Here is a 16771-nt window from a genome sequence, read left to right as displayed (position 1 = left end):
TTTTTAGATCAACACATCCTCACCCTGTGGCAGTTTGTTGGGAATATCAAGTCCATAACCTTTGACCTTGTCAACCCTTCTGAGCACAACACTAAGAATGACGGCCAAAACGCCAAAGCCGGCAAAAATAAGCTCAGGCACAACATAGTTGTACTTTACAATTTCCCCGGCTTTAATTAGATCTGATACTCCGGGGTTTGAAGCTGATAATGCATATCCAATTAGCATAGGTACGAGTAATAATCCAATGTTTTGGATATAAAATATTAACCCATAAGCTGAGCCTAAGTACCTATCTTCAACAATTTTAGGAAGCGAAGGCCACATTGATGCGGGAACAAGAGAAAAGGCAACGCCTAAAATCACTATTGTTCCTATAGCTATAAAAGGAGTGAATGATGCGTCAGGAACCAATGCAAAAATTAAATGTGAAACAGTTAATAGTATTGCTCCATACATCATCATTGTTGCGCCTTTCCCTTTAAAGTCTAAGAATGCACCAATAAATGGAGTAAGAATCATTGCTCCAATAGGGAAGAACGACACATACTTTGATGCAATAGCAGCATCTATGCTTAACTTTGAAGCAAGCATATCTGTTGCGAATTTTTGGAATGGGAAGATTGCAGAATAGAACAAAACGCATAGTCCTGCAATAGCTAAGAATCCTGGATTTGTTATTATTTTGCCAAGGTCTGAAATTTTAAATTCATCCTCAGGGTCAACATTTACACCTTCTCCGGTTTGTTTGTCAAGCGCTTTATCCATAAAGGTGTAGATAAAGAAGGTGATAAAACCAATCAAAAGGAATAAAACTCCAAAGAAAACAGAATTTGAAACTCCACCACTTTTTGCAAATATGGGTGAAAGTTGGAATACTGCAAAAACGCCTAATCTGGCAAGTGCCATTTCAAGACCCATTGCAAGTGCCAGTTCTTTCCCTTTAAACCATTTTACAATAGTTTTAGAAACACTGATACCGGCCATTTCAACACCTACGCCAAATATTGCAAATCCAAAGAAAGCCAGTTTTGCGGAAGCAGGAATGCCTACAATAAACGAACTCAGGAAGGTTTCGATTCCGGTGCCAACAAAACCCGGGGTTAGTGCGTACCATTTAAGAGTACCACCTGCAAGCATCAGAATTCCTGATAATCTTAATGTAAATCTTATGCCCATTTTATCAAGGATGATTCCCGAAAAAATAAGGAAGAAGGCAAACACATTAAGGAAGAACTCAGATCCTCCAAGCATACCAAATGTCTCGTTAGACCAAAAATAGGGCGCTTGTTCTAATAGAGTTTTTAATGGGGCAACGACATCAACAAAGAAGTAGGCGAAAAACATTGTCGATGAGATGAGAATCAATGCGATCCATCTGGCCGTTTTCGAATCGCGTAGCGAGCTTCTAACTTGTTCCATAATTTTTATAAATTTTTTAAGTATTTTTTTGAGTGGCCAAAAGTATGATAATTAAATTAACGCCCGAAACTTTTGTGGATAAAGATATGCACCGGTGCTGCTATGGAAAATTTAATATTTTTGTTCGACTAATCAAAAAACAAAGTAGCCTTGAAAATATCCTGCATCAATCCACTCCGCTTTCTGCTCATTTTTCTATTCGCTTCGCTTACCGCGGCAACTGCTCAGATCAGCACTCCGGGCGTTCCGGCCAGCTTCTCCAAAAATCTTTCTGCCGAATCCGTTCCGGTATTTAAAATACAGGCTCCCGACACAGAGCAGCTATTGCGCGAAGACGCCTTCACCGATAAACTTGGCATTGCCATGCGCTTTGCGCAAAATCAGCCCACGCAAATCGACCTGGCAAAAGATGGCCTGTGGCAACAACTTGACGACGGTTCACAAATTTGTCGTCTGGCAATAACAAGTGCCGATGCGCAAGCTTTGATTTTGTATTACAGCAATTTTGAAATTCCGGCCAGAGCACAACTCTTTCTTTACGATAAACTGCATCGACAGATTGCCGGCGCCTTTACGAGCACCAACAACAGCAATGGCGGCAGCTTTGCCACCCAAATGATTTATGGCTCCACAACCATTCTTGAATATTATCAGCCTGCCGGAAATTCGGAGCATCCAAACATGATCATCGATGAAGTAGGATATGTGTACCGCACCGCCGAAACGATGTATGGCACGCGCGGCTTTGGTGGCTCCGGGTTTTGCGAGGTTAATGTGGCGTGTCCTGAAGGAGAGCAATGGCAACAACAAGCCAAAGGCGTGGCACGCATCATTGTGAAGCAGGGCACCAGTTCGGTGTGGTGCAGCGGCTCGCTGCTCAACAATACGCTCCTCGACCACACTCCGTGGCTACTCACCGCCGATCACTGCGGGCCTAACGCTACACAATCCGATCTGGATCAATGGATGTTTTATTTTAAATATCAATCGCCCGACTGCGAAAACCCAACATCCGACAGCACCTTCCGGTTTTACACGATGACTGGCGCTACCAAAGTAGCTTCAGCAGGAGGCTCTGGCGTAAAATCAGATTTCAAGCTGCTGCTACTCAACGAAACGATACCCGACGAATACGAACCTTTTTATAATGGCTGGAGTGCTGAAGAAACGCCCTCCACACACGGTGTAACTATCCACCATCCGCAGGGCGACATCAAGAAAATCTCGACTTATACACAACCCCTGATTTCCGACAACTGGGGCTCGTATCCCGGAACGCACTGGCGTGTGTACTGGGCTCAAACACAGACCAACTGGGGCGTTACCGAAGGAGGCTCTTCGGGCAGCCCCCTCTTCAATCCCGACGGACTCATCGTGGGGCAGCTCACCGGAGGCACTGCCAGCTGCATTCAGGCATCCTCGCCCGACTACTATGGAAAATTTTCATACTCCTGGGATATGGGCGACACCCTCCCTGAAAATCAACTCAAACACTGGCTCGACCCCAACAATATGGGTGTGCTCGCGCTGCAAGGAATGACCGACATTACCGAAAAGGAAATCATTGAGAAGAATTTCACTCTCTTTCCCAATCCCAGCAATGGCATCGTTTTTATTAAATTAAACCAGCAAAGTAATGCTCCTGTCGAAATTGAAGTGATGGATATTGCCGGACGGGTAGTCTATCGAAGTGTCGAAAATTCTTCTTCCATAAAAATTGCAGAGCTGGATTTGAGGCATCTCGAGCATGGGATTTATTTTGTAAAAGTAAGCCAGGGTCAGAGAAATGTTTCCGTGGGAAAGGTGGTACTCTCGGAGGTTAGGTAGTGCTTGTTTTTTTATCAATTAGGAACATTACCATTAAATTCCAACCGCCGGAAGTCGGTGTAAACAATCTCAAATAAATTCCAATTTTAAAAACACAATAAACAAAGCCGTTGTGGATATTTGAAATTTGTTTTTTGGTATTTATTTGTCAATTGAAATTCGGAATTTGAATTTTTGTCATGATACTATCGACTTTATGGACGGAGACTAAGTAATAAAATGCTTGTCTCTGAATTTAAAAAAACAGGATCAGCTTTAAAAGAAAAAATAAACCCCCAGCAGCAGGCGGAGGTTACCTACTTCTTCTGAGTTTTTCACCACACCCTTCCTGTCGATGTCGGGGAAGCCGTATTCCTCTTTGGCGTATGCCGCAACTGTATATTCTATTTCGGGCGCAAAGCGAAACTTACCGGTGTTGAAAATCAGTCGGGGTGAAATGCGATAAACGTAGTCGACATTATAGCCACGGGAATAAGGATAACCGGGAATGTTTGCGAATGAAGCCAATTGTTCGATGGCGCCCAGGTTTTTGGTGTAGCCCAAAAACAATCCGACTTTCCATTTATCGCTGCGCGTTTCAAAGTCGCCCCATGCAGCAGCGGTTTTGTAAGGCGTATAGTTATATCGCCCTTCGTCCGAGTTGGTTAACTCATGTATGGCATAGCCTCCCAACATGGTGAGGTCGTGGGCATCTTGCGCATGGGTAAATCCCGCTTTTAATTCGATGGAAGGAAACACATATTTTATAAAAACGTTCCAGGAGAGACTGCTCACCATCTCATTGGTTTTGAAACCAACTGGGGTCTCCAATCGCGGCATCAGTTTTTTGTAATTAACCGAAGCACCACCCAAAAACTCATGGCCATTGGACCATGCGGTGTGATATTCGGCGCGAAGGTTAAGATTGGGAAGCACAGCATTGCGCAAATATTTGGTGTCGGGACCATCGGGGCCGGTGCTGGTAAAGTCGCGTTGCGAAAGCACCGTAAACATGGCACTCAAATTCCCGAAATCTTGCGTAAGCCTGATCTGTGGATTGCGTGCAAACGCGACAAACGGAACGCCGGTATTAAAAGATATGGTGCTCGGAAAAGAAGTTTCGATAAACATCGGATGCCAGTATTGGCCCACCAGCAAATGGGTGTTTTCCCAGTCGAGTTTTACGTAAGCATGACGCAACCTGAACTCGTTGATCTGCCCTTCGGCATGGCCAAAAAACTCGCCTTCGATAGCGCCTGAAGTTTTGGCTCCAAGAGCATCGGGCCCCGTGATGTTGCCCCGTAGCCTCGATTGTATGCTAATGATATTAAAACTGCTGCGGGCATTTATGTCGTCGCCGTAAGGATCATAATCTTTAGCAGCCGGATAAAGCAGGAATTGACCGTCGCGAATAGAAACGGTTTGGCGGCTGTCGAAATAAAAATCGTTTTTTACAAAGCCTGAAAATTTGATTCCAAACATGGGAGCATCCTGTCCGAAAGAAATTGTAACAAGCAGAAAAAAGCAGAAGAATAATAGGAGATTTCGTTTCATAGCCGGTTATTAACTATAACATCATTAATGGATTAGCATTTAAGTATTTAGCTTGCAAAATTATAACTATTTCTCTTTTACTAAAAGATTGCCTTTACAAAGTATTTCTTAACTGATCCTGATTCGCATCTCTATTTGCAGGATTTCGGATGGATAGTCAATCTATTATTTTTCTTAATATCTGATCTTACGTTACTTATCATATCATCACAAGAGTAGCAACCCAAAAGTATCCCCGTCGTTAAAACAAAATTTTAAACTCTTTACAAATGGACGGCCGGGGCAACAAATGTTTCTTGACTACCTTTGCCACGAATCAAAAAGTGCGTTAAGCGAAAGCTTACCGGGATTGAATATGCTGATTATTAATAAAATATCACTATAACTTTTACAAATGGAAGAAAAACTGGAACGGTTCAGCCTGAGCAAGTCGATGCAGCCCAAAGGGATACTGCAAAGAGTGGGACTGATAGGCTGTGGCTCTATCGGGCAGGAAATTGCGCTACACGTGAGCCAGAAAGGCATTGAAGTAGTCTTTATCGATTTATCGGAAGAGCTTGTGCAGGCCAGCCTGAAAAGCATGGGCGATCAGCTCGACGAACTTATCAACAAATGGGGCATGACGGACAGTGAGAAGAAACTGGTGATGCAACGTATTACCGGCTCGACCAAATACGAGCATTTGCACAACTGCGACATCATCATCGAAACTATCCTCTCCAAAAAACCCGGCACCAGCCTCGAAGAACGCATGCGGGTGTTTGAGCGCGTAGAAAGTGTGGTAAGTCGCGACACTGTAATTACCTCCAACACTGCTACACTCATGATCAGCGACCTTTCGGCAGCGCTGAAATATCCTGATCGCGCTGTGGGAATGCACTTCCTTAGCCCGATAAGCAGAATCAACATCGTGGAAGTAGTACGGCATGCCGGCACCAGCAACGAAGCCTTTGAAATGGTTAAGAAATTCTGCCAAATGATTGGTAAAAAAGTGGTCGAATGCAGCGAATCTCCTGGCAACATCAGCACTCGCATGATCGTGACCATGATCAACGAAGCCTGCAGTCTGCTGCTGGAAGGCGTATCATCCGTTACCGACATCGACGAGGTGATGATGGAAGCTACAGGATTTGAATTTGGCCCCTTCGAGCTGGCCGACAAATATGGTATCGACAAAATCCACAAATGGATGGAAAATCTGTACCGCGAGCTGGGCGATCTGCGCTTTAAGCCTTCACCCATCATCAAGCGTATGGTGCGGGCCAATATGTGCGGGCGTCATGTAGGCGAAGGTTTTTACTTTTGGGAAGAAGGAGTTAAAAAAGTAAAACCCGGCAGCATACGCACATTAGGCCGATAAGGCTAATTATAAGTTTTTGGTATTGAATGATAAAAATCAGAAAAAGCATAAAATGAAAATCATTGTTTTAAACTGCGGAAGCTCTTCGATAAAATATCAGCTTTTCAACATGCCTGAGAATGAAGTGGTGGCCAAAGGGCTGGTCGATAAGGTCGGACTCAAAGGAGCATCCATCAAGCATAAGCGCAACGACGGAAAAGAGTTGAAAATAGAGGGAGAAATCCTCGATCACCAGGCTGGTATCGAATACCTGCTGGGCATCCTCATCGACAAAGAATATGGCAGCCTCAACTCACTAAACGAGATTCAAGCCGTTGGTCACCGGGTGGTACATGGCGCCGAAGAATTTAGCGGAAGCGTAGCAATCACACCCGAGGTGGTTGCCGCCCTCGAAAAATGGACTGATCTGGCTCCACTGCACAACCCTCCCAACCTAAAAGGTATCTACGCCATGCAGCAACTGCTGCCGGATGTGCCACAGGCAGGAGTCTTCGACACTGCATTCCACCAGACTATGCCCGAGTACTCCTATTTGTATGGAATCCCCTACTCACTTTACGAAAAGCATAAAATTCGTCGCTACGGCTTTCATGGAACCAGCCACAAATACGTTTCGGCAAGAGCCTGCGAAGTTTTAGGTTTGGATATTAATAAAACCAAAATCGTTACCTGCCACCTGGGCAACGGCGCCTCACTGGCGGCTGTGCTCAATGGCAAATCGCTCGACACCAGCATGGGCATGACGCCCCTGGAAGGTGTGATGATGGGAACACGCGCCGGCGACCTGGATATAGGCGCACTCTTCCATATCATCAATAAAGAGAACATGAACCTAAAAACCGCCAACACGCTGGTGAATAAGTTCAGTGGCATTCTTGGTGTTTCAGGCATTTCATCCGACATGCGCGATGTGGAGAAAGCTGCCGCAGATGGAAACCACCGTGCACAGGAATCATTAAAAATGTACGCTTATCGCGTAAGAAAATACATTGGCGCCTATGCAGCCGCAATGGGTGGTCTGGACGTAGTGGTATTTACGGGTGGTATTGGCGAAAACGACGCATTAACCCGCGCCAAGGCGATGGAAGGACTGGAATTTCTGGGTATCGATTTTGATTTTGATCTCAACAAAACTGTTTGCGCAAAAGAAATTACACTCACCAGAGAAAACTCAAAAGTAAAGGTGGTGATCATTCCTACTAACGAAGAGCTGATGATTGCAAAAGACACCTATGAAATAGTGACGAAGTAGAGAAACTAGTGGTGAGAAAAAGAATTTACATTTCTCTAAAAAAACATATTTGGTTTAGATTAAATAAGAAACCCTGCCGTTTGACAGGGTTTCTTTTTTATTTAGGAATGGCCATACAAATATTGGCTGAAAAGCCATTTTATTTCTTCCTCACCTTCGATGCACCCGATGTGTGCTGTTCAACGACAGGATCGCCGGTGTAAACCACCGATGAAGCTCCGGAAGCATTTACTTCCAGCTGCTCAATTACTTGCACCTCTGCCTTAGAAGCGCCGCTGAGTTTTATAGTCATCTGCCCGACGATCAGGTTGGGCGCTTCAAGCTCGCAAGCTCCCGAAAGTTTGAACTCACACATCTCTGCCGAGCCTTCAAATTCGACCTCAGAAGCGCCGGAATAATCACCCCGGAGCTTTCCGGCGCGCAGTGATAAATCAATTTCTGATGCTCCGCTGCCATTCAGCACAAGGTTGTTAAAGTTGAGCTGGCCGGTGCCTGAAATATCACAAGCGCCCGAAGCCTCTATTTTGGTCAGCTCCCGGAAGGTAATGTAGACGTTCAATTTTTTGGATCTACCAATATTTTCGCGCGACCGGATAACCAGCCGGCCACTGCGCACGGTAGTTTCGATGAGCGACAACAGGTTCTCGTCGGCTTCCACACGCAAAGATTCGCTATCGCCTTGTGTGAGGAAAATCTCGAAAGCACCGCCGGCGCTTATCTGGTCGAATGAACCTACGCTGCGTTCTTCAGATTTCACGTTGCCGTTGCCGTTAAGGCCAGTCAGATTATCACATCCGGCAAGTGCGAAAACGGCCGGGATAAGGAATAATAAATAAACCGTTGAAAAGTTTTTCATAATGGTATTGATGTTAGATTTTTAAAATTATCTGTGATAAATATCGCCCGAACCCTTGGAAGAAGTGCTGATGGAGGTGGGTGCACCATAATACGTAAGATCGCCGGAGCCTCGGAGCGACACCTTTAAATTACCGGATACTGAAACCACCACATCGCCCGACCCACGGCTGTCGACAGAAACATTATTAGCCTTGAGATTAAACAGGTTGATATCGCCGGAAGCAGATTGGTTTAGTGTTACATCGTTAGCGCTGCCGTTGAGTTTCACATCCCCAGAACCATTCACCGTAATTTTGCACTGATCCAATCGCACACCACCGGCTTCAAAATCGCCGGAACCATTGACAAAAAGTTCAAGATCGCCCTGGATACCTGAGAGTTTAACGTCGCCCGACCCATTGATGTTTGTGGTGATGTGTTTCATTTCCAAATCCATCACTACATCACCGGAACCATTGATAAGAATCTGCAGGTCGTTGCCACGGATAACGCCTTCGCTTTCAAAATCGCCGGAGCCATTAATCCTGACCAGCTCCAGATTTTTGACAGTTACAAATACAACCAGCTCTTTCACTGCCGAAAACCTTCCTTTGGTATCAATTGTGAGTACGTCTCCCAAAACTTCGGTAGTCACATTTTTTTGGATGTTCTCGTCAGTTTTAACAACCACTTTCGTTTTGTTACCCTGCGTTAATTTTACATCGGCAGAAGAGTTGATGGAAATGGATGTAAAATCGCCCACAGCCCGCTCAACGCTTACAACCTTGCCGTTGCCACGCGCGCTCGTGACAAATTGAGCATTTACACCATGCGTCATCAGGAGCAAACTCCCAATTATCAGACTCATCAGAACATTCCTTTTTACTTTTTTCATTGTTGCTATTTTATTAATATTAAAAAATAATTTTTTACAATCCTATTTTCACACTACCGTATGAGTTATCAATTTTCACCAAAGCTTTTTGTGGATCGGAGCCGGTGGTACCCGTGTAACGGCTTCCGGTGTAGGTAACTTCACGTCGGGAAAGTTTAAACTGTGATTCCGGAAACTTAATCGTGCCCAGATCCACTTCAGCTTCAAATCTGAAACTGGCGCCGTTGCAAAAATCCAGCACAGTAGAACCATAGGCGTTTTCGATTTCTACCAGCTCAAATTGAGGCGAAACCTCCGACACTATCAGTGAGCCATAATCTGACTCAGCGCGTAGGGTGCGTCCAAGTTTTTTGATGATGCAATCAGAAAACTTCGCCGAAACCACCGCATCATCCACCAATTCTATCAGCACACTGCCACCTTCGGTATCAATCCTAAGCCGCTCCACCTTGCGAATCTTCACATCAGAATAGTTCGACTCCACCGATAAAAAATCGCTCTCACCAATGTTTAGCGGCGAATAAGAAACCCCCACTTTACCCTGCCGGATATACTCGATGCGACCGTTACCAAAACCGATTCCTACCTTGTTATCTTCATTTTTTAATGCAGCAATTTCCAACGAACCATATTCGATTTGTATCTCAGTGGCACCGCTCACCCTGCCGATGTAGCAGTTGCCAAACTGGTTGCGGATATTCAGTTGCACAGCCTCGGGCATCATCACCTCCACACGGATGGTCAGTTTGTTGTTTTTGCCTTTAAAAAGATTATCACTATTTCGGCTCTCAAAACTTACTTTGCTGCGTTTGCCCGAAAGCTCGTATTCGATGCGGGCAAAAATTTTCTCGGCCGCTTCGCGCGAAGCAGCATCCACTTCTGCAGTAATCTTTACAGCAATGGCTTGCTGGTCCCAATTTTTGCAGGTAACCATGCCATACTTATGATTGATAGAAAGCAGGGCGTTTTCGTCGATATCAAATTTCTTGTCGGCAAGAATTTTCTCAAAGACTCCGCCCGCTGCGCTTGCCGATACACCAAGCAAAATGAGCAGAGCCAGCATTATCGTATTAAAAGTTGTTTTCATAACATGTTTTTTTATTCTGATAAATTGCCTGCAGGATTTTGTTGAATTGCTTCGGCCTGATCGAGTTGTGCCAGGATAGTTTCCATGATCCGTTCTTTTTGTCTTTTGTTATTTACCAAAGCGGCTTTAACCTTTTCATTCTCGGGATTTTTCATGTATTCTTTTTCAATTTTTGCAAGGCTGGCGTCGAGTGCCTGCAGCTGCTTTTCAGCCAGTGCTTTCACGCGAAGTGCTTCGGCATCATTGGGTACAGCCTGATCTATTTCTTCAACTTTCTGTTGTGCGGCGCGATCGTAATAATTAAAAACGCTCTCGAGTTCCTCAGGAAATGCGATCATTGTTACGCCCTCAAGCACTGCACCACCAAAGCGTTGGAAAGAAATATTTTTAAAAACAAAAAAAGACGAGACCAAAATGAGCAGCACCGCAGCCATCCTAATAATTCCCGGCCAATGAATCTTTTTAGACTCTTCCTGGTCAGCCTTTTCGAGTTTGTCCAAAAAGCGTTTGCGATGACCGGCAGGCATTGGCTGGTCATCAAAAAACTCCTTGTTTTCGCGTATTTTCTTTTCGAGGAACGACATGTTCTTTACGTTTTAAAATTTAAAATTATCACCTTTATTTACTCATCACGGCTGCGCATGATTATCTGCAACAGCTTTTGCTTGGCCCGCGAATAGCGTGTGCGCACATTGCCATACGACATTTGCAAAACCTCGGCTATTTCCTGATGATCGTATCCTTCGAGGAGATGTAGCGATAAAATGCTGCGGTAATCATCGTTGAGTAGCTGCATTGCCGTGCGGATTTCTTCGAGCCGGCAGAAGACATTCTCGGTAATCGACTCCTCTTCTGTTGCCGGATCGGCCAACTCCTGATGCTGATCATCCAGGATGGTCATCTCCTTTCTGCGCTGCAGATAGTTGATGGAGTTGTTGATGACGATGCGCTTGAGCCAGCCACCAAATTCCCCATCGCCTCTGAAGTCGCTGATTTTTTGAAAAGCTTCAATGAACGAATCCTGCATGATGTCTTCGGCCTGGGCAGTATCGGCCACAATGCGCAAACTTGCGTTGTACATGGCGTTGCAGTACAGATCGTAAATGCGCTCCTGCGCCTTTCGATCAGAAAATTTGCAGGCTTCTATCAGATCGGCATGCTTTATCTCTACTGCGTGTTCCAATTTCATCATTTAGTTACTTGTATGACACAAGACGAAACGTAATGTTACACTTTATTCAAAAAAAAAGACCTGCGTCAAACGAGGCAGGTCTTTTTTTTCCAGATTAATTATCAATTACTGGCCTAAATAGGCTTTGAGCAATTTGCTGCGTGAATTGTGTTTTAGACGTCTGATGGCCTTTTCTTTAATTTGGCGAACCCGTTCTCGGGTAAGGTCAAATTTCATAGCAATCTCGTCGAGGGTGAGGCCGTGATTCATTCCGATACCGTAAAAAAGATTGATGACGTCGCGTTCTTTTTTGGTAAGTGTAGCCAGCGAACGCTGAATTTCTTTGGCAAGCGATTCTTTCATCAGGTATCTGTCGGTATGCGGGCTGCTGTCGTCAGAAATATAAACATCGAGCAGACTCATATCCTCGTCCTGTGTTAGTGGAGCGTCCATCGACACGGTACGGGTAGTAATCTTGAGCACCGACTGAATTTTGCTTTCCGGCAAATCCAAAGATTCTGCAATTTCGTCGGGCGAGGGCGGGCGCTCAAATTTCTGTTCGAGCTTGGATGATTCCTTGCGAATACGGTTGAGTGATCCCACCTGGTTGAGCGGCAAACGCACAATACGCGACTGCTCAGCCAGTGCCTGCAATATCGATTGACGAATCCACCAAACTGCATAAGAGATAAATTTAAAACCTCTGGTTTCGTCAAAACGCTGTCCGGCTTTAATCAGCCCCAGATTTCCTTCGTTGATAAGATCAGGCAAACTAAGTCCCTGGTTTTGATACTGCTTTGCTACCGAAACCACAAAACGCAAATTGGCTTTGGTAAGTTTTTCCAATGCCGTCTGGTCGCCCTGCTTGATGCGCTGAGCCAGCAGTACTTCTTCCTCGGCAGTAATGAGTTCTTCCTTGCCTATGTCCTGAAGGTACTTGTCCAGAGATGCGGTTTCGCGATTGGTAATCGACTTAGTGATTTTTAATTGTCTCATTAAAAATTTCCTTAAAAATTAGTTAAAATTATCCCGATAAATAATGATTTTGGTAATGGTGTGGCCTGCGGTTATTGTTGATAATTAACTATACACCTGTTGTTTTATTGCGATAACAAAAGGATTAAGTCAAATGTAAAAAAAAGTTAACCATGCAAGTTTAATAACACAGCTTACACGTCAATGTTTACTAGGATAGAAAATGTTCAGCTTTTTTTCGCAGGTATATAAAACGCCTGTCTTAAAGGCCAATAGCATAATAGGCTCTTTGCCCGTTGGGATAAACGCCTTCGATAAGCACGCCGCCCGACTTTTTGGCCAGCAGGTTTTTGATATCATCGATAGAACGCACGGGATTTTTGTCTATTTCGGTGATGATAAAACCTTCGCGAATGCCGCGATCCATCAGCTTACCGCGATTCAGCTCCACAATCTTCATCCCGTAGTCGATGCCCAGACGAGCCCTTTCGTCGGCAGGTGGAACATCGAAGGTGGCTCCTAATTTACTGATGGCTTCGCTTTTAGGAGTCGATACCAGATCGTAGGTATTTTCACGGTTTTTTAGCAGCACTTCTTTTTTAATGATTTTTCCGTCCCGGATCAAAACCACGTCGATGCGTTCGCCCGGGCTGTGCTGACTTACAGCTTCGAGAAGTCGAGACACACTGTTGACAGGCATTCCCTCAATTTGTAAAATCACATCATCGGCTCGTATGTCGGCATCGGCGGCGGAACTATTTGCTGCCACCCCGACGACATAAACTCCATGCAGATCTTTCAGTTTACGCTCACGGGCAAATTCACTGTCGATTTCCCGAATAGAAACGCCAATGTAAGCACGCTGAATCTCGCCGTAATTAATAAAATCATTCACCACTTTTTTTACAATATTTACTGGTATCGCAAACGAATAGCCCGTATAGCTGCCGGTGTTGGAGGCAATGGCAGCATTTATTCCGATGAGCTGCCCGGCAATATTGACAAGCGCGCCGCCACTGTTGCCACGATTTACGGGTGCATCTGTTTGAATAAACGATTCGATGGCAGCGGAAGTTCCCAAAATATTAATGTCACGGGCTTTGGCGCTCACAATACCAGCCGTGACGGTGCTGGTGAGATTAAAAGGATTGCCCACAGCCAGCACCCACTCGCCTACTTGTATCTCGTCGGAGTTGCCGTAGGTGAGAAAAGGAAGATGCTCTTCGTTAATTTTTATCAAAGCCAAATCTGTCGAAGGATCGGTTCCAACAATCTCTGCTTCGTACGAGCGCTTGTCGTTAAGAATTACCTCGATGCGTTCGGCATTTTGCACCACATGATTGTTGGTAACAATAAAGCCTCCATCCGAAATAATCACTCCGGAACCCGAAGCCATCAGCGGCTGGTTGTATTGAGGCTGGCTCCGGCCAAAGAATTCATAGAAAAAGTTGTCGTAAGCAGAAGTTCGGCGGCGCACTTCCGTTTTGATATGAACCACTGCGTTCACTGTCATTTCGGCAGCCTGCACAAAATCGGGAGCACCCTGCTGCGGCACCGAAGGCACCGGATAAGCAGCCGGCTGCGCCATAAATGAATCGGGTAAAATCATCGAAGTGCTTACAGGTTGCACTTCATCGTCATGGCCGATCATGTTGATAAGACCTACAGCAAGCATACCGCCAGCAAAGGCTACCAGTAATGTTAAAGCGAATCTTTTCATGATGCTATTATTTTTTTAATAAATTTGACTTAAAAGTAATTGTTTGAGGTCTTAATCAAGAACCAAACCATCTTGGTTTGGACAGATTAATATGACAAAGACAATTTGATAACGAATGTTCAAAAAAATATTAATTCCCGGGTGCCGTTAAAAGTTGTTAAGTTCGCAAGCGTGAAACCAGATTTGCCGGATAATCAATGATTTCGGACAATAGCAAACAACCTGAACCGGTTAACCAAAAAATAGCGTTTTTTGTACTAATATTACTAAGATATGAATATAGATTTTGAAAAATACGAAGGCACCGGCAACGATTTTATCCTGATCGACAACCGGCGGAATCAGTTTAAAGCTGATGTTGAGATAATAAAATCCATGTGCGACCGGCATTTTGGAGTGGGCGCCGACGGCTTGCTATTGCTTGGCAACAGCCGGGATTATGATTTTGATATGCGTTATTTCAACTCCGACGGCAAAGAAGCTACCATGTGTGGCAATGGCGGCCGATGCATCGCATGGTTTGCCATCCGACGCGGTATCAGCGAAAAGCAGCTCACTTTTAGCGCCGTCGACGGGATTCATCACGCCCAACTTGTGCAGGAGCAGCAGCAACAGGCTACCATCCGCCTCAAGATGAACGACGTAGAAGATTTTGTAAAGATTGAAAATGAATACCGCATCGACACCGGGTCGCCACATCTGGTGGTGCCTGTCGATAATGTTGCCAGCATCGACGTTCAGCAAGAGGGCAGCGCTATCCGAAACAGCGATCGATTCAAAGAGCATGGCATCAATGTGAATTTTGTTCAGAAAGTAGCCCCACTCCATCTTCGAATGCGCACTTACGAGCGTGGCGTAGAAGCCGAAACACTTGCGTGTGGCACCGGATCAGTCGCAGCAGCCATTGCCACATTATTGGAAAGCGACACCGAGTTCGGAACAGTAATCATCGATGCCGCAGGTGGAAAGTTGCGTGTTTCGGCTCGCCGTGAAGACAATGTTTTTATAAAGGTGTGGCTCGAAGGCCCGGCCACCTATGTTTTTAGCGGAAACTATCAAACCAAGTTCTGATTTCTTATTTTAAAAACATCATGACCCTTACCGGAGAAAATATCTTTTTGCGCGCCCCGGAGCCCGAAGATATCGAGCAACTTTATCAGTGGGAAAACGACCCGGCAGTGTGGCGCCTGAGCAATACACTGGCACCTTATTCCCGATTCGACATCGAACAATATGTGCTTACCGCTGCACGCGACCTGCTTTCAGTCAGGCAATTGCGGCTGATGATCGTACTTCGCGAGAATAGCCAGGCCATTGGCGCCATCGACCTTTTTGAATACGATCCGCTGCACCGCCGTGCCGGCACCGGAATATTGCTGGCTTCGACCGAACGAAGCAAGGGCTATGGCAGCGAAGCCCTTGGACTGGTAATAGATTATTGTTTTGAAATCCTCGACCTGCATCAGATACATGCCTCCATCACCACCGACAATACAGCCAGCATAAAGATGTTTGAAAAACAGGGATTTGTGCAAACAGGAACCAAACGACACTGGCTTCTGCAAAACGGTGAATGGAAAGACGAACAATTTCACCAACTTATCCGCGCTTAGCCTATTGCTGATCATTGTTTTAAAATGAAATCATCAACACACAAAATTTTTCTGTACGGCGGCATCGGCCTTGTGTTGGCATTGACGGCCATAGCAACAATCCTTTTCTGGTGGGTGGTTTACTTGGATAATGTGAATCTGGCAGAAGACGAAAAAGGTTATCTCTATGTATCTACCGGTTCAGATTACAACGATTTGATCGAAAATATTGCGTCAAGCAATCTGCTCAAAGATACGCGCACCTTTGCCTGGCTGGCCGAACGCAAAAACCTGTCAGCGCACATCAATCCGGGAAGGTATGAGTTGAAAAAGGGCATGAGCAACGACGACTTGATTGACATGCTGCGCTCTGGAGCACAAACGCCGTTGAATGTTATTTTCAACAATCTGCGCACCGTCGGGCAACTGGCCGGAGTAATTGGCAAACAGATAGAAGCTGACAGCCTTTCCATCATCAATTACCTGCAAAGTGCAGAATTTTACAATCTCTATAGCCTGACCATCGAAACAGCGCCTGCCTTGTTTATCCCAGACACCTACGAATTTTATTGGAACACCACCGCCGAGGGTTTCACAAAACGCATGCATCGTGAGTACAACAAATTTTGGGATGCTGAAAAAATGTCAAAGGCCGCATCCGCTGGTCTCGACCCGGTGCAGGTGAGCACGCTGGCATCTATCGTCGAAAAGGAAACCAACCGCAACGACGAAAAAGCCACCATCGCCGGCGTGTATCTCAACAGGCTGCGAAAAGGTTGGAAGCTACAGGCCGATCCTACGGCAGTCTATGCTTTCTACATACAAACCGATTCCCTTCTTAACAGAGTTTACCGAATACACACGCAAATAGATTCGCCATACAACACCTATTTGCACGAGGGCCTGCCTCCCGGACCTATTTGCATCCCCTCGCCAAGCAGCCTTTTGGCGGTGCTCAATGCCGGGCATCACGACTATATGTTTTTCGTTGCCCGCCCCGATGGTTCCGGCTACCACACATTTGCACAAACCTACCGGCAACATCTCAACAACGCCCGCGAATACCACCAGGCGATCAACAAACGAAGCAAAAATTAATA

15 protein-coding genes are annotated in these 16771 nt (G+C 45.4%); 6 read left to right on the top strand and 9 right to left on the bottom strand.

Going from position 1 to position 16771, the window contains the following annotated elements; genetic code table 11:
- Positions 1-3: 3 nt before the first annotated feature.
- Complete coding sequence (locus tag VFC92_07460) at positions 4-1422, bottom strand: MFS transporter (GenBank protein ID HZK08023.1); 1419 nt, start codon at positions 1420-1422, stop codon at positions 4-6.
- Between the two features lie 150 nt (positions 1423-1572).
- On the opposite strand from VFC92_07460, the gene VFC92_07455 reads away from it, so the two are divergent.
- On the top strand, positions 1573-3249 hold the full coding sequence (locus VFC92_07455) for a T9SS type A sorting domain-containing protein (GenBank protein HZK08022.1): 1677 nt from the start codon (positions 1573-1575) through the stop codon (positions 3247-3249).
- Positions 3250-3504: 255 nt separating this feature from the next.
- On the opposite strand, the gene VFC92_07450 is transcribed toward VFC92_07455, so the two are convergent.
- Positions 3505-4782, bottom strand: a complete 1278-nt coding sequence (locus tag VFC92_07450; protein ID HZK08021.1) for a hypothetical protein — start codon at positions 4780-4782, stop codon at positions 3505-3507.
- Between the two features lie 394 nt (positions 4783-5176).
- Between VFC92_07450 and VFC92_07445 the strand changes: the two genes are divergently transcribed.
- Both VFC92_07445 and VFC92_07440 read left to right on the top strand, forming a co-directional pair.
- The gene (locus tag VFC92_07445; GenBank protein ID HZK08020.1) at positions 5177-6142 is read left to right on the top strand and encodes a 3-hydroxyacyl-CoA dehydrogenase family protein; all 966 of its coding nucleotides are present in this window, start codon (positions 5177-5179) and stop codon (positions 6140-6142) included.
- Positions 6143-6194: 52 nt separating this feature from the next.
- Complete coding sequence (locus VFC92_07440) at positions 6195-7394, top strand: acetate kinase (GenBank protein ID HZK08019.1); 1200 nt, start codon at positions 6195-6197, stop codon at positions 7392-7394.
- Between the two features lie 139 nt (positions 7395-7533).
- Here the strand turns inward: VFC92_07440 and VFC92_07435 are convergent, their stop codons facing one another.
- The 7 genes from VFC92_07435 to VFC92_07405 form a co-directional block, all read right to left on the bottom strand.
- Positions 7534-8250, bottom strand: a complete 717-nt coding sequence (locus VFC92_07435) for a head GIN domain-containing protein (GenBank protein ID HZK08018.1) — start codon at positions 8248-8250, stop codon at positions 7534-7536.
- A 27-nt stretch (positions 8251-8277) separates the two neighbouring features.
- Entirely contained in the window at positions 8278-9099 is an 822-nt protein-coding gene (locus VFC92_07430) for a head GIN domain-containing protein (protein ID HZK08017.1), read from the bottom strand.
- Positions 9100-9160: 61 nt separating this feature from the next.
- Positions 9161-10213, bottom strand: a complete 1053-nt coding sequence (locus tag VFC92_07425; protein ID HZK08016.1) for a hypothetical protein — start codon at positions 10211-10213, stop codon at positions 9161-9163.
- An 11-nt stretch (positions 10214-10224) separates the two neighbouring features.
- Positions 10225-10797, bottom strand: a complete 573-nt coding sequence (locus VFC92_07420) for a hypothetical protein (protein HZK08015.1) — start codon at positions 10795-10797, stop codon at positions 10225-10227.
- A gap of 38 nt (positions 10798-10835) precedes the next feature.
- The gene (locus VFC92_07415; protein HZK08014.1) at positions 10836-11405 is read right to left on the bottom strand and encodes a sigma-70 family RNA polymerase sigma factor; all 570 of its coding nucleotides are present in this window, start codon (positions 11403-11405) and stop codon (positions 10836-10838) included.
- A 105-nt stretch (positions 11406-11510) separates the two neighbouring features.
- On the bottom strand, positions 11511-12380 hold the full coding sequence (locus VFC92_07410; GenBank protein HZK08013.1) for an RNA polymerase sigma factor RpoD/SigA: 870 nt from the start codon (positions 12378-12380) through the stop codon (positions 11511-11513).
- 241 nt (positions 12381-12621) lie between these two features.
- A complete protein-coding gene (locus VFC92_07405) occupies positions 12622-14079 on the bottom strand; it encodes a trypsin-like peptidase domain-containing protein (GenBank protein ID HZK08012.1) in 1458 nt (485 codons plus the stop codon).
- A gap of 273 nt (positions 14080-14352) precedes the next feature.
- On the opposite strand from VFC92_07405, the gene dapF reads away from it, so the two are divergent.
- The 3 genes from dapF to mltG are packed head-to-tail and all read left to right on the top strand — an operon-like array spanning position 14353 to position 16769.
- Positions 14353-15150 carry a diaminopimelate epimerase gene (gene dapF, locus VFC92_07400; protein HZK08011.1) on the top strand — a complete coding sequence of 266 codons (798 nt, stop codon included), beginning with the start codon at positions 14353-14355 and terminating at the stop codon, positions 15148-15150.
- Between the two features lie 20 nt (positions 15151-15170).
- A complete protein-coding gene (locus VFC92_07395) occupies positions 15171-15692 on the top strand; it encodes a GNAT family N-acetyltransferase (protein ID HZK08010.1) in 522 nt (173 codons plus the stop codon).
- A gap of 24 nt (positions 15693-15716) precedes the next feature.
- Entirely contained in the window at positions 15717-16769 is a 1053-nt protein-coding gene (gene mltG / locus VFC92_07390) for an endolytic transglycosylase MltG (GenBank protein HZK08009.1), read from the top strand.
- Positions 16770-16771 lie beyond the last annotated feature (2 nt).

The organism is Bacteroidales bacterium, assembly GCA_035647615.1.
In the GTDB taxonomy this organism is placed as follows: domain Bacteria; phylum Bacteroidota; class Bacteroidia; order Bacteroidales; family 4484-276; genus SABY01.
Note: the sequence above shows the minus strand (reverse complement) of the source record. Positions and strands in the feature narration are given on the sequence as shown.

Excerpts from the sequence above, each read along its gene's own strand:
- VFC92_07420 (HZK08015.1), bottom strand. The coding sequence starts at position 10,797 with ATGTCGTTCCTCGAAAAGAAAATACGCGAAAACAAGGAGTTTTTTGAT.
- VFC92_07435 (HZK08018.1), bottom strand. The coding sequence starts at position 8,250 with ATGAAAAACTTTTCAACGGTTTATTTATTATTCCTTATCCCGGCCGTT.
- VFC92_07395 (HZK08010.1), top strand. The coding sequence starts at position 15,171 with ATGACCCTTACCGGAGAAAATATCTTTTTGCGCGCCCCGGAGCCCGAA.
- VFC92_07425 (HZK08016.1), bottom strand. The coding sequence starts at position 10,213 with ATGAAAACAACTTTTAATACGATAATGCTGGCTCTGCTCATTTTGCTT.
- VFC92_07410 (HZK08013.1), bottom strand. The coding sequence starts at position 12,380 with ATGAGACAATTAAAAATCACTAAGTCGATTACCAATCGCGAAACCGCA.
- dapF (HZK08011.1), top strand. The coding sequence starts at position 14,353 with ATGAATATAGATTTTGAAAAATACGAAGGCACCGGCAACGATTTTATC.
- VFC92_07405 (HZK08012.1), bottom strand. The coding sequence starts at position 14,079 with ATGAAAAGATTCGCTTTAACATTACTGGTAGCCTTTGCTGGCGGTATG.
- VFC92_07445 (HZK08020.1), top strand. The coding sequence starts at position 5,177 with ATGGAAGAAAAACTGGAACGGTTCAGCCTGAGCAAGTCGATGCAGCCC.
- VFC92_07460 (HZK08023.1), bottom strand. The coding sequence starts at position 1,422 with ATGGAACAAGTTAGAAGCTCGCTACGCGATTCGAAAACGGCCAGATGG.
- VFC92_07440 (HZK08019.1), top strand. The coding sequence starts at position 6,195 with ATGAAAATCATTGTTTTAAACTGCGGAAGCTCTTCGATAAAATATCAG.
- VFC92_07415 (HZK08014.1), bottom strand. The coding sequence starts at position 11,405 with ATGATGAAATTGGAACACGCAGTAGAGATAAAGCATGCCGATCTGATA.
- VFC92_07450 (HZK08021.1), bottom strand. The coding sequence starts at position 4,782 with ATGAAACGAAATCTCCTATTATTCTTCTGCTTTTTTCTGCTTGTTACA.
- mltG (HZK08009.1), top strand. The coding sequence starts at position 15,717 with ATGAAATCATCAACACACAAAATTTTTCTGTACGGCGGCATCGGCCTT.
- VFC92_07430 (HZK08017.1), bottom strand. The coding sequence starts at position 9,099 with ATGAGTCTGATAATTGGGAGTTTGCTCCTGATGACGCATGGTGTAAAT.